The organism is Massilia sp. Root351, from assembly GCF_001425045.1.
Taxonomy (GTDB): Bacteria; Pseudomonadota; Gammaproteobacteria; order Burkholderiales; family Burkholderiaceae_D; genus Rugamonas.
This window is the reverse complement of sequence record NZ_LMDJ01000035.1, coordinates 325,066-342,352: the sequence shown is the minus strand read 5'-3', so window position 1 is coordinate 342,352 and position 17,287 is coordinate 325,066. Positions and strand designations below refer to the sequence as shown.

Below are 17,287 nucleotides of genomic sequence, written 5' to 3'. Positions count from 1 at the left end.
AGTGTCGGCCTACCTGCAATTTGAAGACGTCAGCAAAGTCTTCCCCGGCGTGAAGGCACTGAACGGCGTGAGCTTCGAAGCCCGGGCCGGCACCGTGCATGGCCTGCTGGGCGAGAACGGCGCCGGTAAATCGACGCTGCTGAAAATCCTCGGCGGCCAGTACAAGCCGGACGGCGGCCGCCTGCTGGTGGCCGGCAAGGAGCGCCACTTCACCTCGGCGGCGGACGCGATCGCCGCCGGCGTGGCCGTGATCCACCAGGAGCTGCAGTACGTGCCCGAGCTGACGGTGGCCGAGAACGTGCTGCTGGGCCGCCTGCCCACGCGTTTTGGCCTGGTGGACCACAAGGCCGCGCAGCAGCTGGTGACCAGCCGCCTGGCCGAACTGGGCGTGGACCTGGACCCGGCCGCGCGCCTGGCCGACCTGTCCATCGCGCAGCGCCAGATGGTGGAGATCTGCAAGGCCCTGATGCAGGACGCGCAAGTGATCGCCTTCGACGAGCCGACCAGCAGCCTGTCGCACCGCGAAAGCGAAGTGCTGTTCCGGCTGGTGCGCGAACTGCGCGAGGCCGGCCGCACCATCATCTACATTTCGCACCGCCTGGAAGAGCTGTACGCGCTGTGCGACACCTGCACCATCTTCCGCGACGGCCGCAAGATCGTCACCCACCCGGTGATGGCCGACGTGCCGCGCGAACGCCTGATCGCCGACATGGTGGGCCGCCAGGTGAACGACATCTACGACTACCGCATCCGCCCGGCGCACGGCGAGCGCCTGTCGGTGCGCGGCCTGGACGGCGCGGCGCTGGACGGCCCGGCCAGCTTCAGCGTGCGCGGCGGCGAAGTGCTGGGCTTCTTCGGCCTGGTGGGCGCCGGCCGCAGCGAATTGATGCGCCTGCTGTACGGCGCCGACCGCCGCAGCGCCGGCCAGGTGCTGCTGGACGGGAAAGCCGTTCCCGCCGGCGGCCCGTCGGCCGCCATCGCGGCCGGCATCGTGCTGTGCCCGGAGGACCGCAAGGAACAGGGCATCCTGGCGCGCGCCTCGGTGGCCGAGAACATCAACATCAGCTGCCGCCGCAACAACCTGCTGGGCGGCCTGTTCCTGCGCCACAAGCAGGAGGCGGCGCGGGCCGACGATTTCATCCGCCGCCTGCGCATCAAGACCCCCAGCCGCGAGCAGGAAATCCGCCTGCTCTCCGGCGGCAACCAGCAGAAGGTGATCCTGGCGCGCTGGCTGGCCGAGCCGGACCTGAAAGTGCTGATCCTGGACGAGCCCACGCGCGGCATCGACGTCGGCGCGCGCAACGAGATCTACCGCATCATCCATGAAGTGGCCGAACGCGGCTGCTGCGTCATCGTCATCTCCAGCGACCTGCCGGAAGTGCTGGGCGTGGCCGACCGCGTGCTGGTCATGCGCGAAGGCCGCATCAGCGGCGAACTGTCCCGCGCCGACGCCAGCGAAACCGCCGTGCTGCGCCTGGCGCTGCCCGACGCAGTGGACACCACCGACAACACCCCATCCCGGAGTTTGCAATGAACAGCCTCAGTTCCCCCCCATCCGCCGCGCCGGATGCGCCAGCCTCCGCGGCAGCTCCAGCCACCGCTGCCGCGCCAGCCGTCGCAGCCAGCCACCGCAAGCACGCCTGGCTGGCCGACTACAGCATGCCGCTGCTGTACATCGCCCTGTTCACCGTGCTGGCGCTGACGGTTGAAAACTTCTTCTCGGCCGGGAACGTGGTCGGCCTGATGCTGTCGGTGGCGCAGATCGGCATGGTGGCCTGCACCATGATGTTGTGCCTGGCCTCGCGCGACTTCGACCTGTCGGTCGGCTCCACCATCGCCTTCTCCGGCGTGCTGGGCGCCATGCTGCTGGAACGCACCGGCAGCGTGGTGGTCGCCGTCGGCGGCGGCCTGCTGGCCGGCGCCCTGATCGGCGCCGGCAACGGCGTGCTGATCGCCTACCTGCGCATCAACGCGCTGATCGCCACGCTGGCCACCATGCTGATGGTGCGCGGCCTGGCCTTCATCGCCTCGCAAGGCCAGGCGGTGGGCATCGCCGATGAAACCTTCATCAGTTTCGGCGACGCGCGCGTGTTCGGCATGCCGTTGCCGGTGCTGGTGGTGGCGGCCTGCTTCCTGATCTTCGGCGTGCTGCTGAACCACACCGTGTTCGGCCGCAACACGCTGGCCGTGGGCGGCAACCCGGAGGCGGCGCGCCTGGCGGGGGTGAAGGTGGAGAAGCTGCGCGTATGGATCTTCCTGCTGCAAGGCCTGGTCACCGCGATGGCGGGCCTTATCCTGGCCTCGCGCATCACCAGCGGCCAGCCCAACGCGGCGCAGGGTTTCGAGCTCGATGTGATTTCGGCCTGCGTGCTGGGCGGCGTATCCCTGCAGGGCGGCAAAGCGCGCATCATCGGCGTGCTGGTGGGCGTGCTGATCATGGGCACCGTGGAAAACGTCATGAACCTGATGAACGTGGACGCGTTCTACCAGTACCTGGTGCGCGGCCTGATCCTGCTGGCCGCCGTGCTGCTGGACCAGCTCAAGACGCGCGGCGCCAGCGGCCACCGCGACTAAGCGGCGGCCATGGCTTCCCGCATACAGGGCAGGGTCCAGGACAAGGTCGCCATCGTCACCGGCTCCACGCTGGGCATCGGAGCGGCGGTGGCGCGCCTGTTCGCGCAGGAGGGCGCGCTGGTGGTGCTCAACAGCCACCGCGACGACGATGCCGCCGCCGCCATGCGCGCGCAGTTGGATCCGGCGCGCACGCTGTTCGTGCAGGGCGACGTGTCCGACAAGGCCGCCATGCAGGCGCTGGCCGGGCAGGCGGTGGCCCGCTTCGGCCGCATCGATATTGTCGTAAACAACGCGGGCATGAATATGTTCACCGACCCGCTGGAAATGAGCGACGACCAGTGGCAGCGCTGCTTTGCGGTGGACCTGGAAGGCGCCTGGAACGCCACCCGTGCTGCGCTGCCGCACATGCTGGCGCAGGGCGGCGGCAGCGTGGTCAACATCGCCTCGGTGCACGGCCACAAGATCATCCCGGGCTCCTTCCCCTACCCGGTGGCCAAGCACGCGCTGATCGGCCTTACCCGCTCGCTGGGGATTGAGTACGCCGCGCGCGGCATCCGCGTAAACTCGATTTCACCGGGCCTGGTCATGACGGAGAACGTCGTGGCCTGGCTGGATTCCTGCCCCGACCCGCAGGCCGAACGCGCCAGGCAGGCGGCCCTGCTGCCTTGCCGGCGCATCGGCGAACCGCGCGAAGTGGCTTACACGGCGTTGTTCCTGGCCAGCGACGAGGCCCGTTTTATCAACGCCACGGACATCCTGATTGACGGTGGAAGGTCACAGATCTATCATGACTGATGACTTTTTGCCGCCATAGGCCTGCATGCCCGATCCACGCTCCGACCGATTTGTCCGTTCACACCTGAAGACGCGCCACCTGGTTCTGTTGGTAGAACTGGGCCGGCATGGCTCCATCCTGCACGCCGCACAAGCCGCCAACCTGACGCAACCCGCCGCTTCCAAGCTGCTGGGCGAGCTTGAACACGCCCTCAACGTCCAGCTATTCGAGCGCCTGCCGCGCGGCGTGGTGCCGACCTGGTACGGCGAAGTGATGATACGGCGCGCCAGCGCGGCGCTGGCCGAGATGGACGCGGCCCACCAGGAAGTGATGGAGCTGCTGTCCGGCTTGAGCGGCCGGGTGGCGCTGGGCACCGTGCTGACACCGTCGGCTGGGCTGGTGACGGACGCCGTGAAATTGATCAAGAGCCGCAACGCGCGCTTGCAGGTGGCCATCACGGTCGACACCAGCAAGGTGCTGGCGGAGCGCCTGCGCGCCGGCGAACTGGACCTGGTGATCGGCCGCATCCTGGACACGGCGCTGACCGCCGAACTGAATTTCGAGCCGCTGACGGACGAACCGCACAGCGTGATCGCCGGCGCGGGCCATCCGCTGGCCGGCCGCAAGGACCTGCAGCTGGCGGATTTGTCGCGCGAAGGCTGGGTCCTGCCGCCGGCCGGCAGCATCCTGCGCGACCGCCTCACCGCCCTGTTCCTGTCGCAGGGCCTGGAGCCGCCGTCGGAAACGGTGGAGACGCTGGCGCTGCCGGTGGTGACCAACCTGCTCAGCGGCAGCCGCATGGTGGCGGCCTTGCCGGAGGAGCTGGTGCGGCCCTATCTGGACGCGGGGCTGCTGGTGGTGCTGCCGTATGAGCTGGGCCTGCGCATGGATTTGTATGGGATCGTCACGCGCCGCCAGCACCAGCTGTCGCCGGGCGCCGAGGCCATGCTGGCCACCGTGCGCGAAGTGGCCGCGCTGCGCTATCCGGCGCGGACCTGAGCGCCGATCTGCTAGTCTGGCGGCTTCAGCATAAAGAGGCCTCGCCATGAAAGCCCGCGAACTTTTTCGTCTTGCCACCGATGTGAAGCTGCGCGATGCCGACGCCGCGCGCCAGCCCCTGGACAAGGGAAATGCGGACAAGCAGGACACCAAGGACGCCGCCCAGCGCCTGCTGGAGCGCATCGCCGAACTGCAGCCCATGCTGCACGCGCAGGGCAAGCACAAGGTGCTGCTGGTGCTGCAGGGCATGGACACTTCCGGCAAGGACGGCGCCATCCGCAGCCTGTTCGGCGCCATCAACCCGGTCGGCTTGCGTGCCGTGTCCTTCAAGGCGCCGACGGAGATCGAGGCCGGCCACGACTTCCTGTGGCGCGTGCACCGCCAGGCGCCCGCCAAAGGGGAGATGGTGGTGTTCAACCGCAGCCACTACGAGGATGTGCTGATCACCCGCGTGCTGGGCATGGTAGACGCCAAGGAATGCAAGCGCCGCTACGCCCATATCCGCGATTTCGAGCGCATGCTGGCCGAAACCGGCACCACCATCATCAAGGTCTTCCTGCACATCTCCAAGGACGAGCAGCGCGCGCGGCTGCAGGCGCGCCTGGACGACCCTGCCAAGCAGTGGAAGCTGGACCCGGCCGATTTCGAGCAGCGCAAGAAGTGGACCGCGTTCCAGCGCGCCTACGAGGACGCCATGCGGGCCACTGACGCCGATCACGCGCCCTGGTACGTGGTTCCGGCCGACTCCAAGCCGCACCGCAACCTGGCCATCGCCTCGCTGCTGCTGGAGACGCTGGATAGCCTGAAGCTGGCCTGGCCCAAGCCCGATCCGGCCCTGCTGGCGCTGAAGATCAAGTAAGCGCCGGCTTCCTGCACGCGCGCCGGCTCTGTGGCATAGTAGGCAATGATATTCACTATGCACGGAGACCCGCTATGCAATTGAAAGATCCCACCCTGCTGCGCCAGCAAGCCTACATCAACGGCGAGTGGACCGATGCCGACAGCGGCAAGACGCACGCAGTGACCAACCCCGCCAACGGCGAACAGATCGGCACCATTCCGGACTGCGGCGCCGCCGAAACGCGCCGTGCCATCGAAGCGGCCAACGCCGCCTGGCCGGCCTGGCGCAAGAAAACCGCCAAGGAGCGCGCCGCCGTGCTGCGCAAATGGTCCGACCTGATCGTGGAGAACGTGGACGACCTGGCACTGCTGATGACCACCGAGCAGGGCAAGCCGCTGGCCGAGTCCAAGGGCGAGGTGATCTTCGGCGCCTCCTTCATCGAATGGTTCGCCGAAGAGGGCAAGCGCGTCGCCGGCGACACCCTGGCGTCGCCATGGCCGGACCGCCGCCTGATCGTCACCAAGGAGCCGATCGGCGTATGCGCCGCCATCACGCCGTGGAACTTCCCGGCCGCCATGATCACCCGCAAGGCCGGCCCGGCGCTGGCGGCGGGCTGCCCCATGGTGCTGAAGCCGGCCGAAGCGACGCCGTTCTCGGCGCTGGCGCTGGCCGTGCTGGCCGAGCGCGCCGGCGTGCCGCCGGGGGTGTTCAGCGTGGTGACCGGTTCGCCGCGTGAAATCGGCGCTGAAATGACCGGCAACCCCATCGTGCGCAAGCTGACCTTCACCGGCTCGACCGGGGTGGGCCGCCTGCTGATGGAGCAGTGCGCGCCCACGATCAAGAAATTGTCGCTGGAGCTGGGCGGCAACGCGCCCTTCATCGTGTTCGACGACGCCGACCTGGACGCTGCGGTGGAAGGCGCCATCGCCTCCAAGTACCGCAACGCCGGCCAGACTTGCGTCTGCGCCAACCGCATCTACGTGCAGGACGGCGTGTATGAAGCCTTCGCCGAGAAGTTCGTGGCGGCCGTGTCCAAGCTGAAAGTGGGCGCGGGCACCGAGCCGGGCGTGACGCAAGGCCCGCTGATCGACGGCAAGGCCGTGCAGAAGGTGGAAGAGCACGTGGCCGACGCGCTGGCCAAGGGCGGCCGCCTGTTGTTGGGCGGCAAGCGCCACGCGCTGGGCCACAGCTTCTTCGAGCCGACCGTGATCGCCGACGTGACGCCGGCCATGCGCGTGTCCGACGAGGAAACCTTCGGCCCGCTGGCGCCGCTGTTCCGTTTCCACACCGACGACGAAGCCGTGGCGCTGGCCAACAGCACCGAGTTCGGCCTGGCCAGCTATTTCTACTCGCGCGACATCGGCCGCATCTGGCGCGTGGCGGAAGGTCTGGAATCGGGCATGGTGGGCGTGAACACCGGCTTGATTTCCAATGAAATCGCGCCCTTCGGCGGCGTCAAGCAATCCGGCCTGGGCCGCGAAGGGTCGGTGTACGGCATGGAAGACTACCTGGTCATCAAGTACATCTGCCTGGGCGGCATTTAAGCGTCCGGCATGACGGTGGCGGGCGCGGCGCTCGCCGCCGGCTGCAGCAAGTGCAGCAACTGCTGGCTTACCGCTTCATAGCGCGCGCGGTCCTGGGTGCGCAGCGTGCGCAGATAGTCGGCGATCAGTTCGCCGCTCAGCTCTCCCGGCGCCAGGTAGCGTCGCTGCAGCTTCATGCGCTGGATGTCGGCGTTGGCCAGGCGCAGCTTGCCGAGCGGACTTTTCTCGTCCGCCGGCACATCCTTCATGGTTTCCAGCAGCACTTCCGTGATCCAGCCCAGCTGGCTGCCATAGGACGCGCGCTTGAACGCCGCTTCCTCGATGTCGCCATCGCCGGCCGAGCGCGGGATCGCGTTGAAAAACCGGTCCAGCTCGATGTCCTGCCTTACACTGCCGCTCCACGGCAGGAAAAACTGCGGCGATAGATTCCAGAACAGGGGAAACATGGCGATCTCCTATGGGCAACTGCCTACGACGAAATGGCTGGGCGCGGTGCGCCGCAGCGTGGTGCGCACGAACAGGCTGTTCAGGCCCATGCTCTGGCCTGATCCCTGCGCATACGCGAAGAAGAAACGCTCGTAGGCGCGGCCGGCGAGCACATGGTCGGGATTGCTGGCGGTGAAGCAGACCGCGTCGCCGGGCGGCGGCGGCGCGGCGCCGCCGCCGGTCAGCCGGTCCGCCATGGCCTTCACGGCAGCCATCTGGCGGCCGTTCTTGCGGGCGAAATTGGCGTCGTCGTAGTTGAACCAGTCCCAGCAGGCGTTCGGGTTGGCCAGCGGAAATACCGGCGCCGCTTGCGGGAACAGCACCAGGATGCGGTTGCTGTCGGCCCAGCGCAGGTAGCCGGTGTCGCGGATGAATTTATCGCCGATGCTGCGCGCGTCCTGCTTGCAGCCGTGGAAAGCCACGTGCAGCTTGCAGCCCTGGCTGCCGCCGCCGTCGCAGGCGGGCGGGATGTACAGGAAGCCGCTGGCGGCCATGCCGTGCGCGGTGGGGTCGGCCAGGTATTGGCCCTGGTCGAATTCCAGCAAGCGGCCGGCCGGGGCGCTGGCGCTGCGCGGCGCCAGGCCGGGGTAAATCCACTGCAGCAGCTGGCCGGCGGCGTCGACGCCGCAGTTGTTGATGTAGGGCGAGCCCAGGCTGGCGCAGGCGTTGCCGGCGCTGTCGGTGGGCATGGCATGCTGGGCGGCAACGTCCTTGCGGTAGCTGATGTTGTCGGCCCCCATGAAGCGCCGGTAGTAGCCGTGCAGGTCGTTCATGACCGCTTGCGGCACGACGGTGTCGGCGGTGCCGGAAAACAGCCAGATGCGCTGGCCGGCAAGGTTGGAAACCGGATCGATGCTGCGGGCGGCGGCATATTGCTCGGTGAGGGCGGCCAGCGCGGCCACATTGGTGCCGCCGGGGCTGACCCGGCACATGCCGAGGCCGGTGCAGCTGCACAGGGTGGTGGCGGTGTCCACGCTGCCGCGCGAGCAGCTGTAGGGACCGCCCGCCACCACGCCCGCCCCCTTCACGCTGGTGGAATAGGCTACGCCATACTGGACCGCCATGTAGCCGCCGGAGGACAGGCCCGACACCGACACGTCGGAGGCCTGCATGGCCGGCAGTCCGGGCAACTGGGCGCGCAGCGGCAGCAGTAGCAGCGCGATGCCGATCAGTGCCAGCAGGACCGCCACGTGCAATACGCGGCGTGAGCGGGGGAGGCGATGCATGGGAAAGCTCGTCGATGGCAAAGTAGACGGCCATTTTGCTGGCGCGGCGCAGGCATGGGTTTAATCTGCATCAATAGTGCGGCGCTTATGGCTTTGGCATAGAATGGATTTTTTTATCAGATTGCGCACCCACCATGTCCAAGAAACCTGCCGCCTTCGCCTTTGTGTCCTCGCTGGGACTGCTCGCATGCGTTGCCGCCGCTGCGCAACCGGCGGCTCCCGCCGCCGCGCCGGCTGCAGCACCGGCCGCCAGCTGCCCGGCCATCCTGAAACAGTCGTTCAACCGCCTGCAGGACGAGGCGCCGCAGGACCTGTGCCAGTACGCCGGCAAAGTGATTCTGGTGGTCAATACCGCCAGCTATTGCGGCTACACCAAGCAGTACGAGGGGCTGGAAGCGCTGTACGGCAAATACAGCGGCAAGGGCCTGGTGGTGCTGGGCTTCCCGTCGAACGACTTCGGCAAGCAGGAACCGGGTTCGGCCAAGGAAATTGCCGACCTGTGCTACAACACCTATGGCGTGAAGTTCCCGATGTTCGCCAAGACAGTGGTGTCCGGCACGGCCGCCAATCCCTTGTACGCCAGCCTGATCAAAGCCACCGGCAAGAGCCCGGCCTGGAACTTCCACAAGTACCTGATCGATCGCAACGGCAAAGTGGTGGAGAGCTTCCCGAGCAAGGTCACGCCGGAAGACAAGCAGCTGGTCGGCGCGGTGGAAAAGGCGCTGGGCGGCTAAGCGGCCCGCGCCATGGCCGCCAAGCCAGCCAAGCCGGCCAAGGCAGCCCCGGCGGCGCGTGTCCGGCCCGTGGCGCCGTCCGGATCGTCCCGCGTGGCCGACCTGATCGGCGCAACCCGCCTGGCGGCAAGCGCGGTAGGCGGCGTGGCCGAGCTGGCGGAGACGCTGCACATGGCCGTGCTGGGCAATATCGCCGCGCCTGTGGGCCGGCCGCTGGCGCGGGCAAGCGCGCTGGTCTACCGCAGCGTGCGCGGCGTGGCCGGACTGGCCGGCGGCGGCCTGGAGCGCACCCTGGCGCGCCTGCAGCCCCTGCTGGGCGAGCGTAGCGGCTGGTCCGGGCGGGAAGCCGTCCTGGCCGCGCTGAACGGCGTGCTGGGCGACCAGCTTGCGCGCGACAACAATCCTCTCGCCATCCCCATGCAGTTGCGCCGCGCCGGCGTGCTCCTGGCCTTGCCGGACGCTCCGGGCGCGGCTGCAACTGCGTGGAGCAGCCGTGTCCTGGTGCTGGCGCACGGCCTGTGCATGAACGACTTGCAATGGCGGCGCAACAGCCACGACCACGGCGCCCTGCTGGAGCGCGAACGGGGCTATACGCCGGTCTATTTGCATTACAACACCGGCCGCCACATCTCCGAAAACGGCGACGAATTCGCCCACAAGCTGGAAGCGCTGCTGGCGCAATGGCCAGTGCCGGTGGCAGAACTGGTGATCGTCGGCCACAGCATGGGCGGCCTGGTGGCGCGCAGCGCCTGTCACTACGGCGCGCAGGCCGGCCACCGCTGGCTGGCGCGGCTGAGCAAGCTGGTCTTCCTCGGTTCGCCGCACCACGGCGCGCCGCTGGAGCGCGGCGGCAACTGGGTGCACCTGCTGACCGAACTCACGCCCTACACCGCGCCCTTCACCCGCTTGGCCAAGCTGCGCAGCGCCGGCATCACCGACCTGCGCCACGGCAGCTTGCTGGATGATGACTGGGCCGGCCGCGACCGTTTTGCCCACGGCGGCGCGCCGCCGGCACCGGTGCCGCTGCCAGCCGGCGTGGCCTGCTACGCCGTCGCCGCCACCATCGGCAAGGATGCGGACCAGCTCAGCGGCCGGCTGGCGGGCGACGGCCTGGTCCCCCTGGCCAGCGCCCTCGGCCGGCACCCTGACCCGCAGCGCAGCCTCGACATCCCCGCCGAACGGCAGGCGACCGTGTACGGCGTCAACCACATGGAACTGCTGGACGCCCCGCAAGTCGCCATGCATCTGCTGGCCTGGCTGTAGTCTTGTTGTGGGCTCCCTGCGGCCCGCATGGAATTACGCGGCGGCGGGGAGGGCGGAGCGCTCCAGCGAAAAACCTTCATCCAGCCATCCGGTGATGCCGCCTGTCATCAGTTTGACGGGCAGGCCCAGCCTGGCCAGGCGGATGGCGGCCCGCGCGGCGCCGTTGCAGTGCGGCCCGGCGCAATAGACCACGAACAAGGTGCCGTCCGGGTAGGCCGCCATCTTCGAGCCGATGATCTTGCGGTGCGCCAGGTCCACCGCGCCCGGCACATGGCCGGCTGCGTATTTTTCGCTGCCGCGCACGTCCAGCAGTACGAAATCCTGCTTCCCGGTACTGAGCGCGTCGTGCACGTCCCAGCAGTCGGTTTCGAATCTGAATTGCGCTTCAAAATGCGCCAGGGCGAGCCGGCTGGGGGCGGCGGCGGTTTCGGTGACGAACGACATAACGGACTCCTTGTTGGTTGCGGTGAGGCCATTATCGAAGTTGCCGGCGGCGCCCGGCAGTGGCGCATATGCCAATATGCAGTAAGATTGCGCCATGAGAAAGCATCTTGTCGTCGCGCTGGCCTATGACCGGCTGTGCACCTTCGAGTTCGGCTGCGTGGTCGAACTGTTCGCGCTGGAGCGCCCTGAACTGGGCGTGGACTGGTACGACTTCAAGGTGTGCGCAGTGGAGCCCGGCCCCATCCGCGCAGCGGGCGGCATCACCGTGCAGGCGCCTTACCAGCCGGAACTGCTGGCGCTGGCCGACACCATCGTCATCCCCGGCTGGCGCGATGCCGACGAAGCGCCGCCGCCAGCGCTGCTGGACGCCATCCGCGCCGCCCATGCGCGCGGCGCGCGCCTGTGCTCGATCTGCTCCGGCGTGTTTGTGCTGGCCGCCGCCGGGGTGCTGGACGGCCTGCGCGCCACCACCCACTGGCGCTATACCGAGCGCCTGGCGCGCCGCCACCCGCGCGTGGTGGTGCGGCCGGACGACCTGTACGTCGACCAGGGCCAAATCATCACCTCGGCCGGCTCCGCCGCCGGCATCGATATGCTGCTGCACCTGGTGCGGCGCGACCACGGCGCGCGCGTCGGCAACCTGGTGGCGCAGCGCCTGGTGGTGGCGCCGCACCGGGAGGGGGGCCAGGCCCAGTTCCTGCCGCGCCCCATGGCGCACGACGAGCAGGGCCGCCTGTCGCGCCTGATGGACTGGCTGCGCGCCAACCCGGCCCAGCCGCACACCGTCAAATCGATGGCCGCGCAAGCGGCCATGAGCGCGCGCACCCTGCAACGCCAGTTCCAGGATGCAACCGGCATGGGGCCGGCCGAATGGCTCACGCGCGAACGCATCGCCATCGCCAAGGACCTGCTGGAAGCGGCCGATGTGCCCTTGGCGCAAGTGGCCGAGCGCGCCGGCTTCGGTTCCGAAGAGTCGCTGCGCCACCACTTCCGCCGCCTTGCCGCCACCAGCCCCGGCGCCTACCGCCGCCGCTTCGCTGCCATCGTTTAGCCGCACCGCCTTTGATCCCGCGCTATCGTGCGCGCCTTGTGTTGCACGCGGGCTTGGCCTAATCTGGGAAGTTCACAACCCCCGAAGGAGACAGCCATGCCTTATGTCGATGGATTTGTTTTGCCGGTACCGTTGAACAATATGGACGCGTACAAGAAGATGTCCAACGCTTGCGGCGCCATCTGGCGCGAGTATGGCGCGCTCGAATATCGCGAGTGCGTGGGCGACGATGTGAAGCCGGGCGAGCACACTTCGTTCCCGCAAGCCGTGAAGCTGGAGGAGGGCGAAACGGTGGTGTTCTCGTGGATTATTTATGAGTCCCGCGCCAAGCGGGACGAGGTCAACGAGAAGGTGATGAAGGACCCCCGCCTGGCCGACTGGATGAAGCCGGAGAGCTTGCCGTTCGACGGCAAGCGCATGTTCTGGGGCGGCTTCGAGATGATCATCGATTTGTAGCGGCCAGCTGCGCACGCAGCGTGTCGATTAGTGTGTGTCGCGAGCTGCGCGCGCGTTCATGCGGGGCGAATGGCGAGCTGGCCAGGTCCAGCAGGGCTATGGCCGCCACCAGCCGCTCGTGCTGCGCACCTGTCAGCTCGGCCACGCCGTCCGCCGACAGGCTGCGGATGGTGGCGGCGGCCAGCTCCTTGGCCGCGATGTCCTCCGGCAGTCCGGAGCGCGTGCACAGCCCGTAGGTGCCGTTCAGGAAGTGGCGCCATTCGTCGCGCAGGTCCGGCCGGTGCGCCGCGCCGCCCAGCGCTTCCAGCCGTGCCAGATAGCGCCCGGCAAACAGCCTGAAGCCATCCTCTTCGTGCGCCAGCGCGCGCACCGCGCCGATCCACGCTACGCAGCCTTGCGCGTAGTAGCGCGCGCCGCTTTGTTCCGTATGCGCGCCGAAACAGGAATCGCAGGCGACACCCAGTTGCAGCGTGTAAGAAGGCCGCGGCATCAGCTTGCGCGCTTGCAGGTCCATCAGTCCGGCCGCGTCCAGGCCGCTTGTCGAGAGCAGCTGTTCCTCGCTGAGATAATTTGCTTCCAGGTAGCGTATCAGTTCCATGTTTGTTCCGCGCAGTGATCGATGGCGCTCACTGTACGGCGGCGGCTGCAGCCTCGCTTCGGGCTGCGGCGAAACGAGGAATGCTTACAGGGAGCGCTTACAGGACCGCGCGCACCGCGCCGCGCAGGGCGTTGCAGATCATGATGTCTTCGGCCTGCGCCAGCATGGCGCGCGTGATTACGCGTTCGCTGGCGTTCCAGGCCGGATCGTCCAGCATGGCCGCGCGCATCACGCCGGGCAGCAGGCCGCTTGCCAGCGGTGGCGTGTACCAGCGGCCATCCAGCTTGACGAACACGCTGCTGCGGCCGCCTTCGGCCAGCTCGCCGCGCTCATTGAAGAACAGCATGTCGAATGCGCCCTGCGCCTCGGCCGCGCGCCAGGCGGCGTCGTAGCGGGCGCGCAGGTTGGTCTTGTGGCGCAGGAACAGGTCGCCGCTGTCGGTGGCGTCGTCGGACAGCAGCACGCGCACCGGCTCGGCCAGCGGCGCCAGCACGCCTTGCTGCACGGCGAAAGCGCCGGCCTGGTTCAGCGCCAGGCGCAAGCGCGTTGGCGTGGCGGGCGCCATCATATTGCAGGCCATGGCGACGTAGGCGCGCGCGGCGCCGTCGTTGTAGGCGAAGCTGAAGTAGCGCGCGGATGCGGACAGGCGCTGCAAATGCCGCTCAAGATTGCGCGCACCTTGTTCGCGCGTGGCATACATGGTTTCGAACAGTTCGAAATCGTTGGTCAGGCCGGTCAGGAAGCGCGCCTTCAGCTGGCACTCTGCGAATTCGTCGTTCGCTTCGCTGTCGTAGACGATGCCGGCGCCAACGCCCATTTCTCCGGCCCGGACGCCATTCACCGGCGCTTGCAGCGCCAGGGTGCGGATCGGCACCGACAGGCAAAAGTCGCCCACGCCGTGGTCGGACGGCTGGAACCAGCCTATGGCGCCGGTGTACAGGCCGCGCGGCGCCGGCTCCAGTTCCGCGATGATCTCCATGGTGCGGCGCTTGGGGGCGCCCGTGATGGAGCCGCAGGGATAGAGCGCGTGGAAGATGCCGGCCATGTCCACGCCGTCGCGCAGCCTGGCGCGCACGGTGGAGGTCATCTGCAGCACGCTGCTGTAGCGCCGCACTTCGAACAGCGCCGGCACTTCCACCGTGCCGGTCTGCGCGATGCGGCCTATGTCGTTGCGCAGCAGGTCCACGATCATCAGGTTTTCCGCGCGGTTCTTGGCGTCCGCCGCCAGCGCCGCCGCGCGCTGCGCGTTCTCGGCCTCGTCGTTGCCCGCCGCTGCGGGGGCCGTGCCCTTCATCGGGCGTGCGGTCAGTTCGCCGTCGGCGTGGCGCACGAACAGTTCGGGCGACAGCGACAGCACCGCCGTGCCGTCCTCCAGCGCCACCAATGCGCCGTAGGGCACCGGCTGGCGCGCGCGCAGGCGTTCGTACAGGCCGAAGATGGAGCCGAAGGTGTCGAAGCGCAGGCGGTAGGTGTAGTTCACCTGGTAGGTGTCGCCCGCCGCAATGTACTCGCGGATGCGGTTGATGGCATCGGTAAATTGGTCCTGGCCGACATTGGCGCGCACGCCGGCGATGCCGGCCGGCGTTTCGTCGGCTTCCGAGCAGGCGGCCAGCCAGGCCGCCACTTCGGCTTGCGACAGCAGGTCGCAACGGTTGAAGATCAGGATCTGCGCCAGCGGCGCGCCGGGCTGCTGCTGCTGCTGCTGCTGCGCCGGCATGCCGGCGATATGCGCGCCCAGCTCGTAGGCGCACAAGGTGACTGCATGCTGGCCGTTGCCCAGCGCGGTCTCCATCTGCTCGAGGATGCGGTGCCAGCCGGCCAGGTCGTGGCAGCGCAAGGTGGCAGCATGGCTGGTGTACAGGCGCGAGCGCGCCGTGGCCATGCCGTCCGGGCTGGCATCGTCCAGCAATGCGAAGCACTGCACACTCGGTTCAATACGCATGTTCTTGCCCGTTCCCTTACTCAGTTCAGCAGCAGGGAGATCTGCAACGCCGCGTCCTGCGCCGGATTCAGCCTGAAGCCGCTCTTGGCGTAGCGGTGCCAGCGGCCCGCCACATAGCTTACCAGCATGGCCGCGCGTGCGGCGACGTCGGCCTCGTGGCCATGGCCGGTGCTGGCTGCCAGGCGCAAGGCCTGCTTGAACGCCAGCTCCACGCGGTCATAAAACTGGTTCATGCGCTGCTGCAGGCGCTCGTCCTCGTTCACCAGCGCGTCGCCGATCAGCACCCGCGTCATGCCCGGATTGCTGCTGGCGAACTGCAGCAGCATGCCGACGATGCCGCGTGCCTGCGCCATGCCGTCCTCCTCGCGTTCCGCGATCTGGTTGATCAGGCCGAACACGGTGGCCTCGATAAACTCGATCAGCCCTTCGAACATTTGCGCCTTGCTGGCGAAATGGCGGTACAGGGCCGCTTCTGAAAATTCCAGTTTACGGGCCAGCGCGGCGGTGGTGATCTTGTCGCCTTTGGGCTGCTCCAGCATCTCGGCCAGAGCTTCCAGAATTTGTTGCCTGCGTTGGCCTGGCGGTGTGCTTGCCATGGGATCTCGACGGTTGGTAAGAAAGCGGGATGAAAAAGAGTCAGCGCAACCGGGACAGGCGCGCAGGCAGATGCCTTACGGATTTTACTTTGACATCGACCCAAGCGGGGCGAATAAGTCTTTTCGGCACGTGGGCCGCGCCGATAGGGTCGGCCATTTTCAGGTATTGCGTCACCCACGCGGTGCGCATGCCCATGCCGTGCGCGGTACGCAAGTTGGCCAGCGTGTCCTCCACCAGGATGCAGCGGCCCGGCGTCAGGCCCTGTTTACGCATCAGCTTGCGCAGCATCAGGCGCGATGGCTTGGGCCGCAGCTGGCGGTGCACGCGCATCGATTCGATCGCGATGTGGTGCGAGAAGTGGCGGTGCAGCCCCATGTGCCGCAGCACCATGGCGGAATAGCGGTGCGGCGCGTTGGTCAGCAAGACCTTGCGGCCGGGCAGGGCGCGCAGCAAACGGCCCAGGCCCTTCTCGGCCCGTATCATGTGCGCCAGACCGGGCATGTTGTGGGTCTCGTGCAGGAAGTGCTCGGAGCGTACGCCGTGGTGCTTCACCAGGCCCAGCAGGGTAGCGCCGTAGCGCTGCCAGTACAGCTTGCGCGCCGCGTTGACCTCATCCGCGCCGGCCGGCGTGCCTTCCTTGCCCAGCACGCGCGCGATGTAGGCGTTCATGTTGGCGGTAATGGCCGGGAAAATGGCATGCGACGCGTTGTGCAGCGTATTGTCCAGATCAAACAGCCACACAGGTGCCCTGGTGGAAGGTTTATTATTCACAGCTAAGCTCAGTACAAAAGGTAAACATGCGACGCCAGATTATAGTGATGTTTTGCAGCCTCTTCCTGCTGGCCTTTGGGCTTGCCCAGGCGGAGGCGCCGGCGCCGCAAATCGCCGTCCCCAACCGCGGCGCGCTGTTCAAGCTGGAGCAGGGCGGACATACAGCTTACCTGTTTGGCACCATCCATGTCGGTGCGGCCGATTTCTATCCGCTCGAGCCGCGCGTGATGCAGGCTTTGCAGCAGGCCACGGTGCTGGCGCTGGAAGTCGATCCGCTGGGCGACCCTGCCAAGATCGGCCACGCGGTGCGCGAGCACGGGCTCTACCAGCGCGGCCGCGGCCCGGCCGCCGCCGAGCTGCCCGCGCCGTACCGGCCGCGCCTGGAGCGCCTGCTGCGCCGCTACGCCATCGCCGACGAGGCGGTGGCGGCGATGAAGCCCTGGATGCTGGCCAGCCTGCTCACCGTCAGCGAATTCGCCGCGCAGGGTTATGAGGCCGGCCTGGCGGTGGACGCCTGGCTGTCGCAGCAGGCGCGCGCGCGCAAGCTGCGCGTGGTGGAACTGGAGTCGGTGGCGGGCCAGATGGCGCTGTTCAACCGCATGACCATGGCCGAACAGTCGCTGTTCCTGCAGGAAGGCATCGCCGCCATCGAGGACCAGGAGCAGGCCGCGCAGGCGCGCGAGATCGCCAATGCCTGGCGCAACGCCGACGTCGCCGCGCTGGACGCGCTGGCGCGCAAGGCTGCCGGCGACGACAGTTTCTCGGGCCGCTTCGTGCAGAAGGTGCTGCTGGACGGGCGCAATCCCGCGCTGGCGGACAATGTGGTGAAACTGATGGCGCGCGAAAAGAACAGTCTGGTGGCGATCGGCATCCTGCACCTGGTGGGCACGGGCAGCGTTCCGGAATTGCTGAAGCAGCGCGGCGTTGCGGTGGAGCGGATTTACTAAGGGAGATGTACTGCAGGAGATGTACTGCAGGAGATGTGC

The 17,287-nt window shown here is 67.7% G+C and carries 18 protein-coding genes; 11 read left to right on the top strand and 7 right to left on the bottom strand.

The window, feature by feature from the left end; translation table 11 throughout:
• Position 1: 1 nt before the first annotated feature.
• The 6 genes from araG (at position 2) to gabD (ending at position 6,733) form a co-directional block, all read left to right on the top strand.
• Complete coding sequence (gene araG / locus ASD15_RS29910; RefSeq protein ID WP_057158675.1) at positions 2-1,534, top strand: L-arabinose ABC transporter ATP-binding protein AraG; 1,533 nt, start codon at positions 2-4, stop codon at positions 1,532-1,534.
• Positions 1,531-2,574 carry an L-arabinose ABC transporter permease AraH gene (gene araH / locus ASD15_RS29905; protein WP_057158673.1) on the top strand — a complete coding sequence of 348 codons (1,044 nt, stop codon included), beginning with the start codon at positions 1,531-1,533 and terminating at the stop codon, positions 2,572-2,574. The genes araG and araH overlap by 4 nt, the downstream gene beginning before the upstream one ends.
• Positions 2,575-2,583: 9 nt before the next feature.
• Positions 2,584-3,369 (top strand): SDR family oxidoreductase, encoded by a 786-nt coding sequence (locus ASD15_RS29900; protein WP_200954117.1) that lies wholly within the window; start codon positions 2,584-2,586, stop codon positions 3,367-3,369.
• A 25-nt stretch (positions 3,370-3,394) separates the two neighbouring features.
• Entirely contained in the window at positions 3,395-4,348 is a 954-nt protein-coding gene (locus ASD15_RS29895; RefSeq protein ID WP_057158671.1) for a LysR substrate-binding domain-containing protein, read from the top strand.
• A 46-nt stretch (positions 4,349-4,394) separates the two neighbouring features.
• Positions 4,395-5,207, top strand: coding sequence for a PPK2 family polyphosphate kinase (locus tag ASD15_RS29890; protein WP_057158669.1), 813 nt, complete (start codon positions 4,395-4,397; stop codon positions 5,205-5,207).
• A gap of 74 nt (positions 5,208-5,281) precedes the next feature.
• Positions 5,282-6,733: an NADP-dependent succinate-semialdehyde dehydrogenase gene (gene gabD / locus ASD15_RS29885; protein ID WP_057158667.1), complete on the top strand. Its 1,452-nt coding sequence runs from the start codon at positions 5,282-5,284 to the stop codon at positions 6,731-6,733.
• On the opposite strand, the gene ASD15_RS29880 is transcribed toward gabD, so the two are convergent.
• Entirely contained in the window at positions 6,730-7,179 is a 450-nt protein-coding gene (locus ASD15_RS29880) for a hypothetical protein (RefSeq protein WP_057158664.1), read from the bottom strand. The genes gabD and ASD15_RS29880 overlap by 4 nt on opposite strands.
• 9 nt (positions 7,180-7,188) lie before the next feature.
• The gene (locus tag ASD15_RS29875; protein ID WP_157201194.1) at positions 7,189-8,445 is read right to left on the bottom strand and encodes a PHB depolymerase family esterase; all 1,257 of its coding nucleotides are present in this window, start codon (positions 8,443-8,445) and stop codon (positions 7,189-7,191) included.
• Between the two features lie 134 nt (positions 8,446-8,579).
• Between ASD15_RS29875 and ASD15_RS29870 the strand changes: the two genes are divergently transcribed.
• Together ASD15_RS29870 and ASD15_RS29865 are read left to right on the top strand one after the other, a co-directional pair.
• Complete coding sequence (locus ASD15_RS29870; protein ID WP_057158662.1) at positions 8,580-9,179, top strand: glutathione peroxidase; 600 nt, start codon at positions 8,580-8,582, stop codon at positions 9,177-9,179.
• Positions 9,180-9,191: 12 nt separating this feature from the next.
• Entirely contained in the window at positions 9,192-10,442 is a 1,251-nt protein-coding gene (locus ASD15_RS29865; RefSeq protein WP_057158660.1) for a triacylglycerol lipase, read from the top strand.
• Positions 10,443-10,475: 33 nt separating this feature from the next.
• Here the strand turns inward: ASD15_RS29865 and ASD15_RS29860 are convergent, their stop codons facing one another.
• The gene (locus tag ASD15_RS29860; protein ID WP_057158733.1) at positions 10,476-10,886 is read right to left on the bottom strand and encodes a rhodanese-like domain-containing protein; all 411 of its coding nucleotides are present in this window, start codon (positions 10,884-10,886) and stop codon (positions 10,476-10,478) included.
• A 94-nt stretch (positions 10,887-10,980) separates the two neighbouring features.
• Here ASD15_RS29860 and ftrA point away from each other — a divergent pair, with 94 nt between their 5' ends.
• Both ftrA and ASD15_RS29850 read left to right on the top strand, forming a co-directional pair.
• On the top strand, positions 10,981-11,937 hold the full coding sequence (gene ftrA / locus ASD15_RS29855) for a transcriptional regulator FtrA (protein WP_057158659.1): 957 nt from the start codon (positions 10,981-10,983) through the stop codon (positions 11,935-11,937).
• Positions 11,938-12,033: 96 nt separating this feature from the next.
• Positions 12,034-12,393: a DUF1428 domain-containing protein gene (locus tag ASD15_RS29850; RefSeq protein WP_057158656.1), complete on the top strand. Its 360-nt coding sequence runs from the start codon at positions 12,034-12,036 to the stop codon at positions 12,391-12,393.
• Here the strand turns inward: ASD15_RS29850 and ASD15_RS29845 are convergent.
• From ASD15_RS29845 to ASD15_RS29830, 4 genes are all read right to left on the bottom strand, one after another.
• Positions 12,380-12,991 carry a DUF6058 family natural product biosynthesis protein gene (locus ASD15_RS29845; RefSeq protein ID WP_057158655.1) on the bottom strand — a complete coding sequence of 204 codons (612 nt, stop codon included), beginning with the start codon at positions 12,989-12,991 and terminating at the stop codon, positions 12,380-12,382. The genes ASD15_RS29850 and ASD15_RS29845 overlap by 14 nt on opposite strands.
• A gap of 97 nt (positions 12,992-13,088) precedes the next feature.
• Positions 13,089-14,933, bottom strand: coding sequence for an aminodeoxychorismate synthase component I (gene pabB / locus ASD15_RS29840; protein WP_057158653.1), 1,845 nt, complete (start codon positions 14,931-14,933; stop codon positions 13,089-13,091).
• Between the two features lie 20 nt (positions 14,934-14,953).
• A complete protein-coding gene (gene slmA / locus ASD15_RS29835) occupies positions 14,954-15,529 on the bottom strand; it encodes a nucleoid occlusion factor SlmA (protein ID WP_057158652.1) in 576 nt (191 codons plus the stop codon).
• Positions 15,530-15,569: 40 nt separating this feature from the next.
• Positions 15,570-16,271: an HAD-IA family hydrolase gene (locus ASD15_RS29830; RefSeq protein WP_082552239.1), complete on the bottom strand. Its 702-nt coding sequence runs from the start codon at positions 16,269-16,271 to the stop codon at positions 15,570-15,572.
• Between the two features lie 77 nt (positions 16,272-16,348).
• Between ASD15_RS29830 and ASD15_RS29825 the strand changes: the two genes are divergently transcribed.
• Entirely contained in the window at positions 16,349-17,248 is a 900-nt protein-coding gene (locus ASD15_RS29825; RefSeq protein ID WP_082552238.1) for a TraB/GumN family protein, read from the top strand.
• Positions 17,249-17,287 lie beyond the last annotated feature (39 nt).

What these genes read in the sequence shown, in the direction of transcription:
- ASD15_RS29890 (WP_057158669.1), top strand. Translation starts at nt 4,395, where the DNA reads ATGAAAGCCCGCGAACTTTTTCGTCTTGCCACCGATGTGAAGCTGCGC.
- araH (WP_057158673.1), top strand. Translation starts at nt 1,531, where the DNA reads ATGAACAGCCTCAGTTCCCCCCCATCCGCCGCGCCGGATGCGCCAGCC.
- gabD (WP_057158667.1), top strand. Translation starts at nt 5,282, where the DNA reads ATGCAATTGAAAGATCCCACCCTGCTGCGCCAGCAAGCCTACATCAAC.
- ftrA (WP_057158659.1), top strand. Translation starts at nt 10,981, where the DNA reads ATGAGAAAGCATCTTGTCGTCGCGCTGGCCTATGACCGGCTGTGCACC.
- ASD15_RS29865 (WP_057158660.1), top strand. Translation starts at nt 9,192, where the DNA reads ATGGCCGCCAAGCCAGCCAAGCCGGCCAAGGCAGCCCCGGCGGCGCGT.
- ASD15_RS29860 (WP_057158733.1), bottom strand. Translation starts at nt 10,886, where the DNA reads ATGTCGTTCGTCACCGAAACCGCCGCCGCCCCCAGCCGGCTCGCCCTG.
- ASD15_RS29870 (WP_057158662.1), top strand. Translation starts at nt 8,580, where the DNA reads ATGTCCAAGAAACCTGCCGCCTTCGCCTTTGTGTCCTCGCTGGGACTG.
- slmA (WP_057158652.1), bottom strand. Translation starts at nt 15,529, where the DNA reads ATGGCAAGCACACCGCCAGGCCAACGCAGGCAACAAATTCTGGAAGCT.
- ASD15_RS29895 (WP_057158671.1), top strand. Translation starts at nt 3,395, where the DNA reads ATGCCCGATCCACGCTCCGACCGATTTGTCCGTTCACACCTGAAGACG.
- ASD15_RS29850 (WP_057158656.1), top strand. Translation starts at nt 12,034, where the DNA reads ATGCCTTATGTCGATGGATTTGTTTTGCCGGTACCGTTGAACAATATG.
- ASD15_RS29825 (WP_082552238.1), top strand. Translation starts at nt 16,349, where the DNA reads ATGTTTTGCAGCCTCTTCCTGCTGGCCTTTGGGCTTGCCCAGGCGGAG.
- ASD15_RS29900 (WP_200954117.1), top strand. Translation starts at nt 2,584, where the DNA reads ATGGCTTCCCGCATACAGGGCAGGGTCCAGGACAAGGTCGCCATCGTC.
- pabB (WP_057158653.1), bottom strand. Translation starts at nt 14,933, where the DNA reads ATGCGTATTGAACCGAGTGTGCAGTGCTTCGCATTGCTGGACGATGCC.
- ASD15_RS29875 (WP_157201194.1), bottom strand. Translation starts at nt 8,445, where the DNA reads ATGCATCGCCTCCCCCGCTCACGCCGCGTATTGCACGTGGCGGTCCTG.
- ASD15_RS29845 (WP_057158655.1), bottom strand. Translation starts at nt 12,991, where the DNA reads ATGGAACTGATACGCTACCTGGAAGCAAATTATCTCAGCGAGGAACAG.
- ASD15_RS29880 (WP_057158664.1), bottom strand. Translation starts at nt 7,179, where the DNA reads ATGTTTCCCCTGTTCTGGAATCTATCGCCGCAGTTTTTCCTGCCGTGG.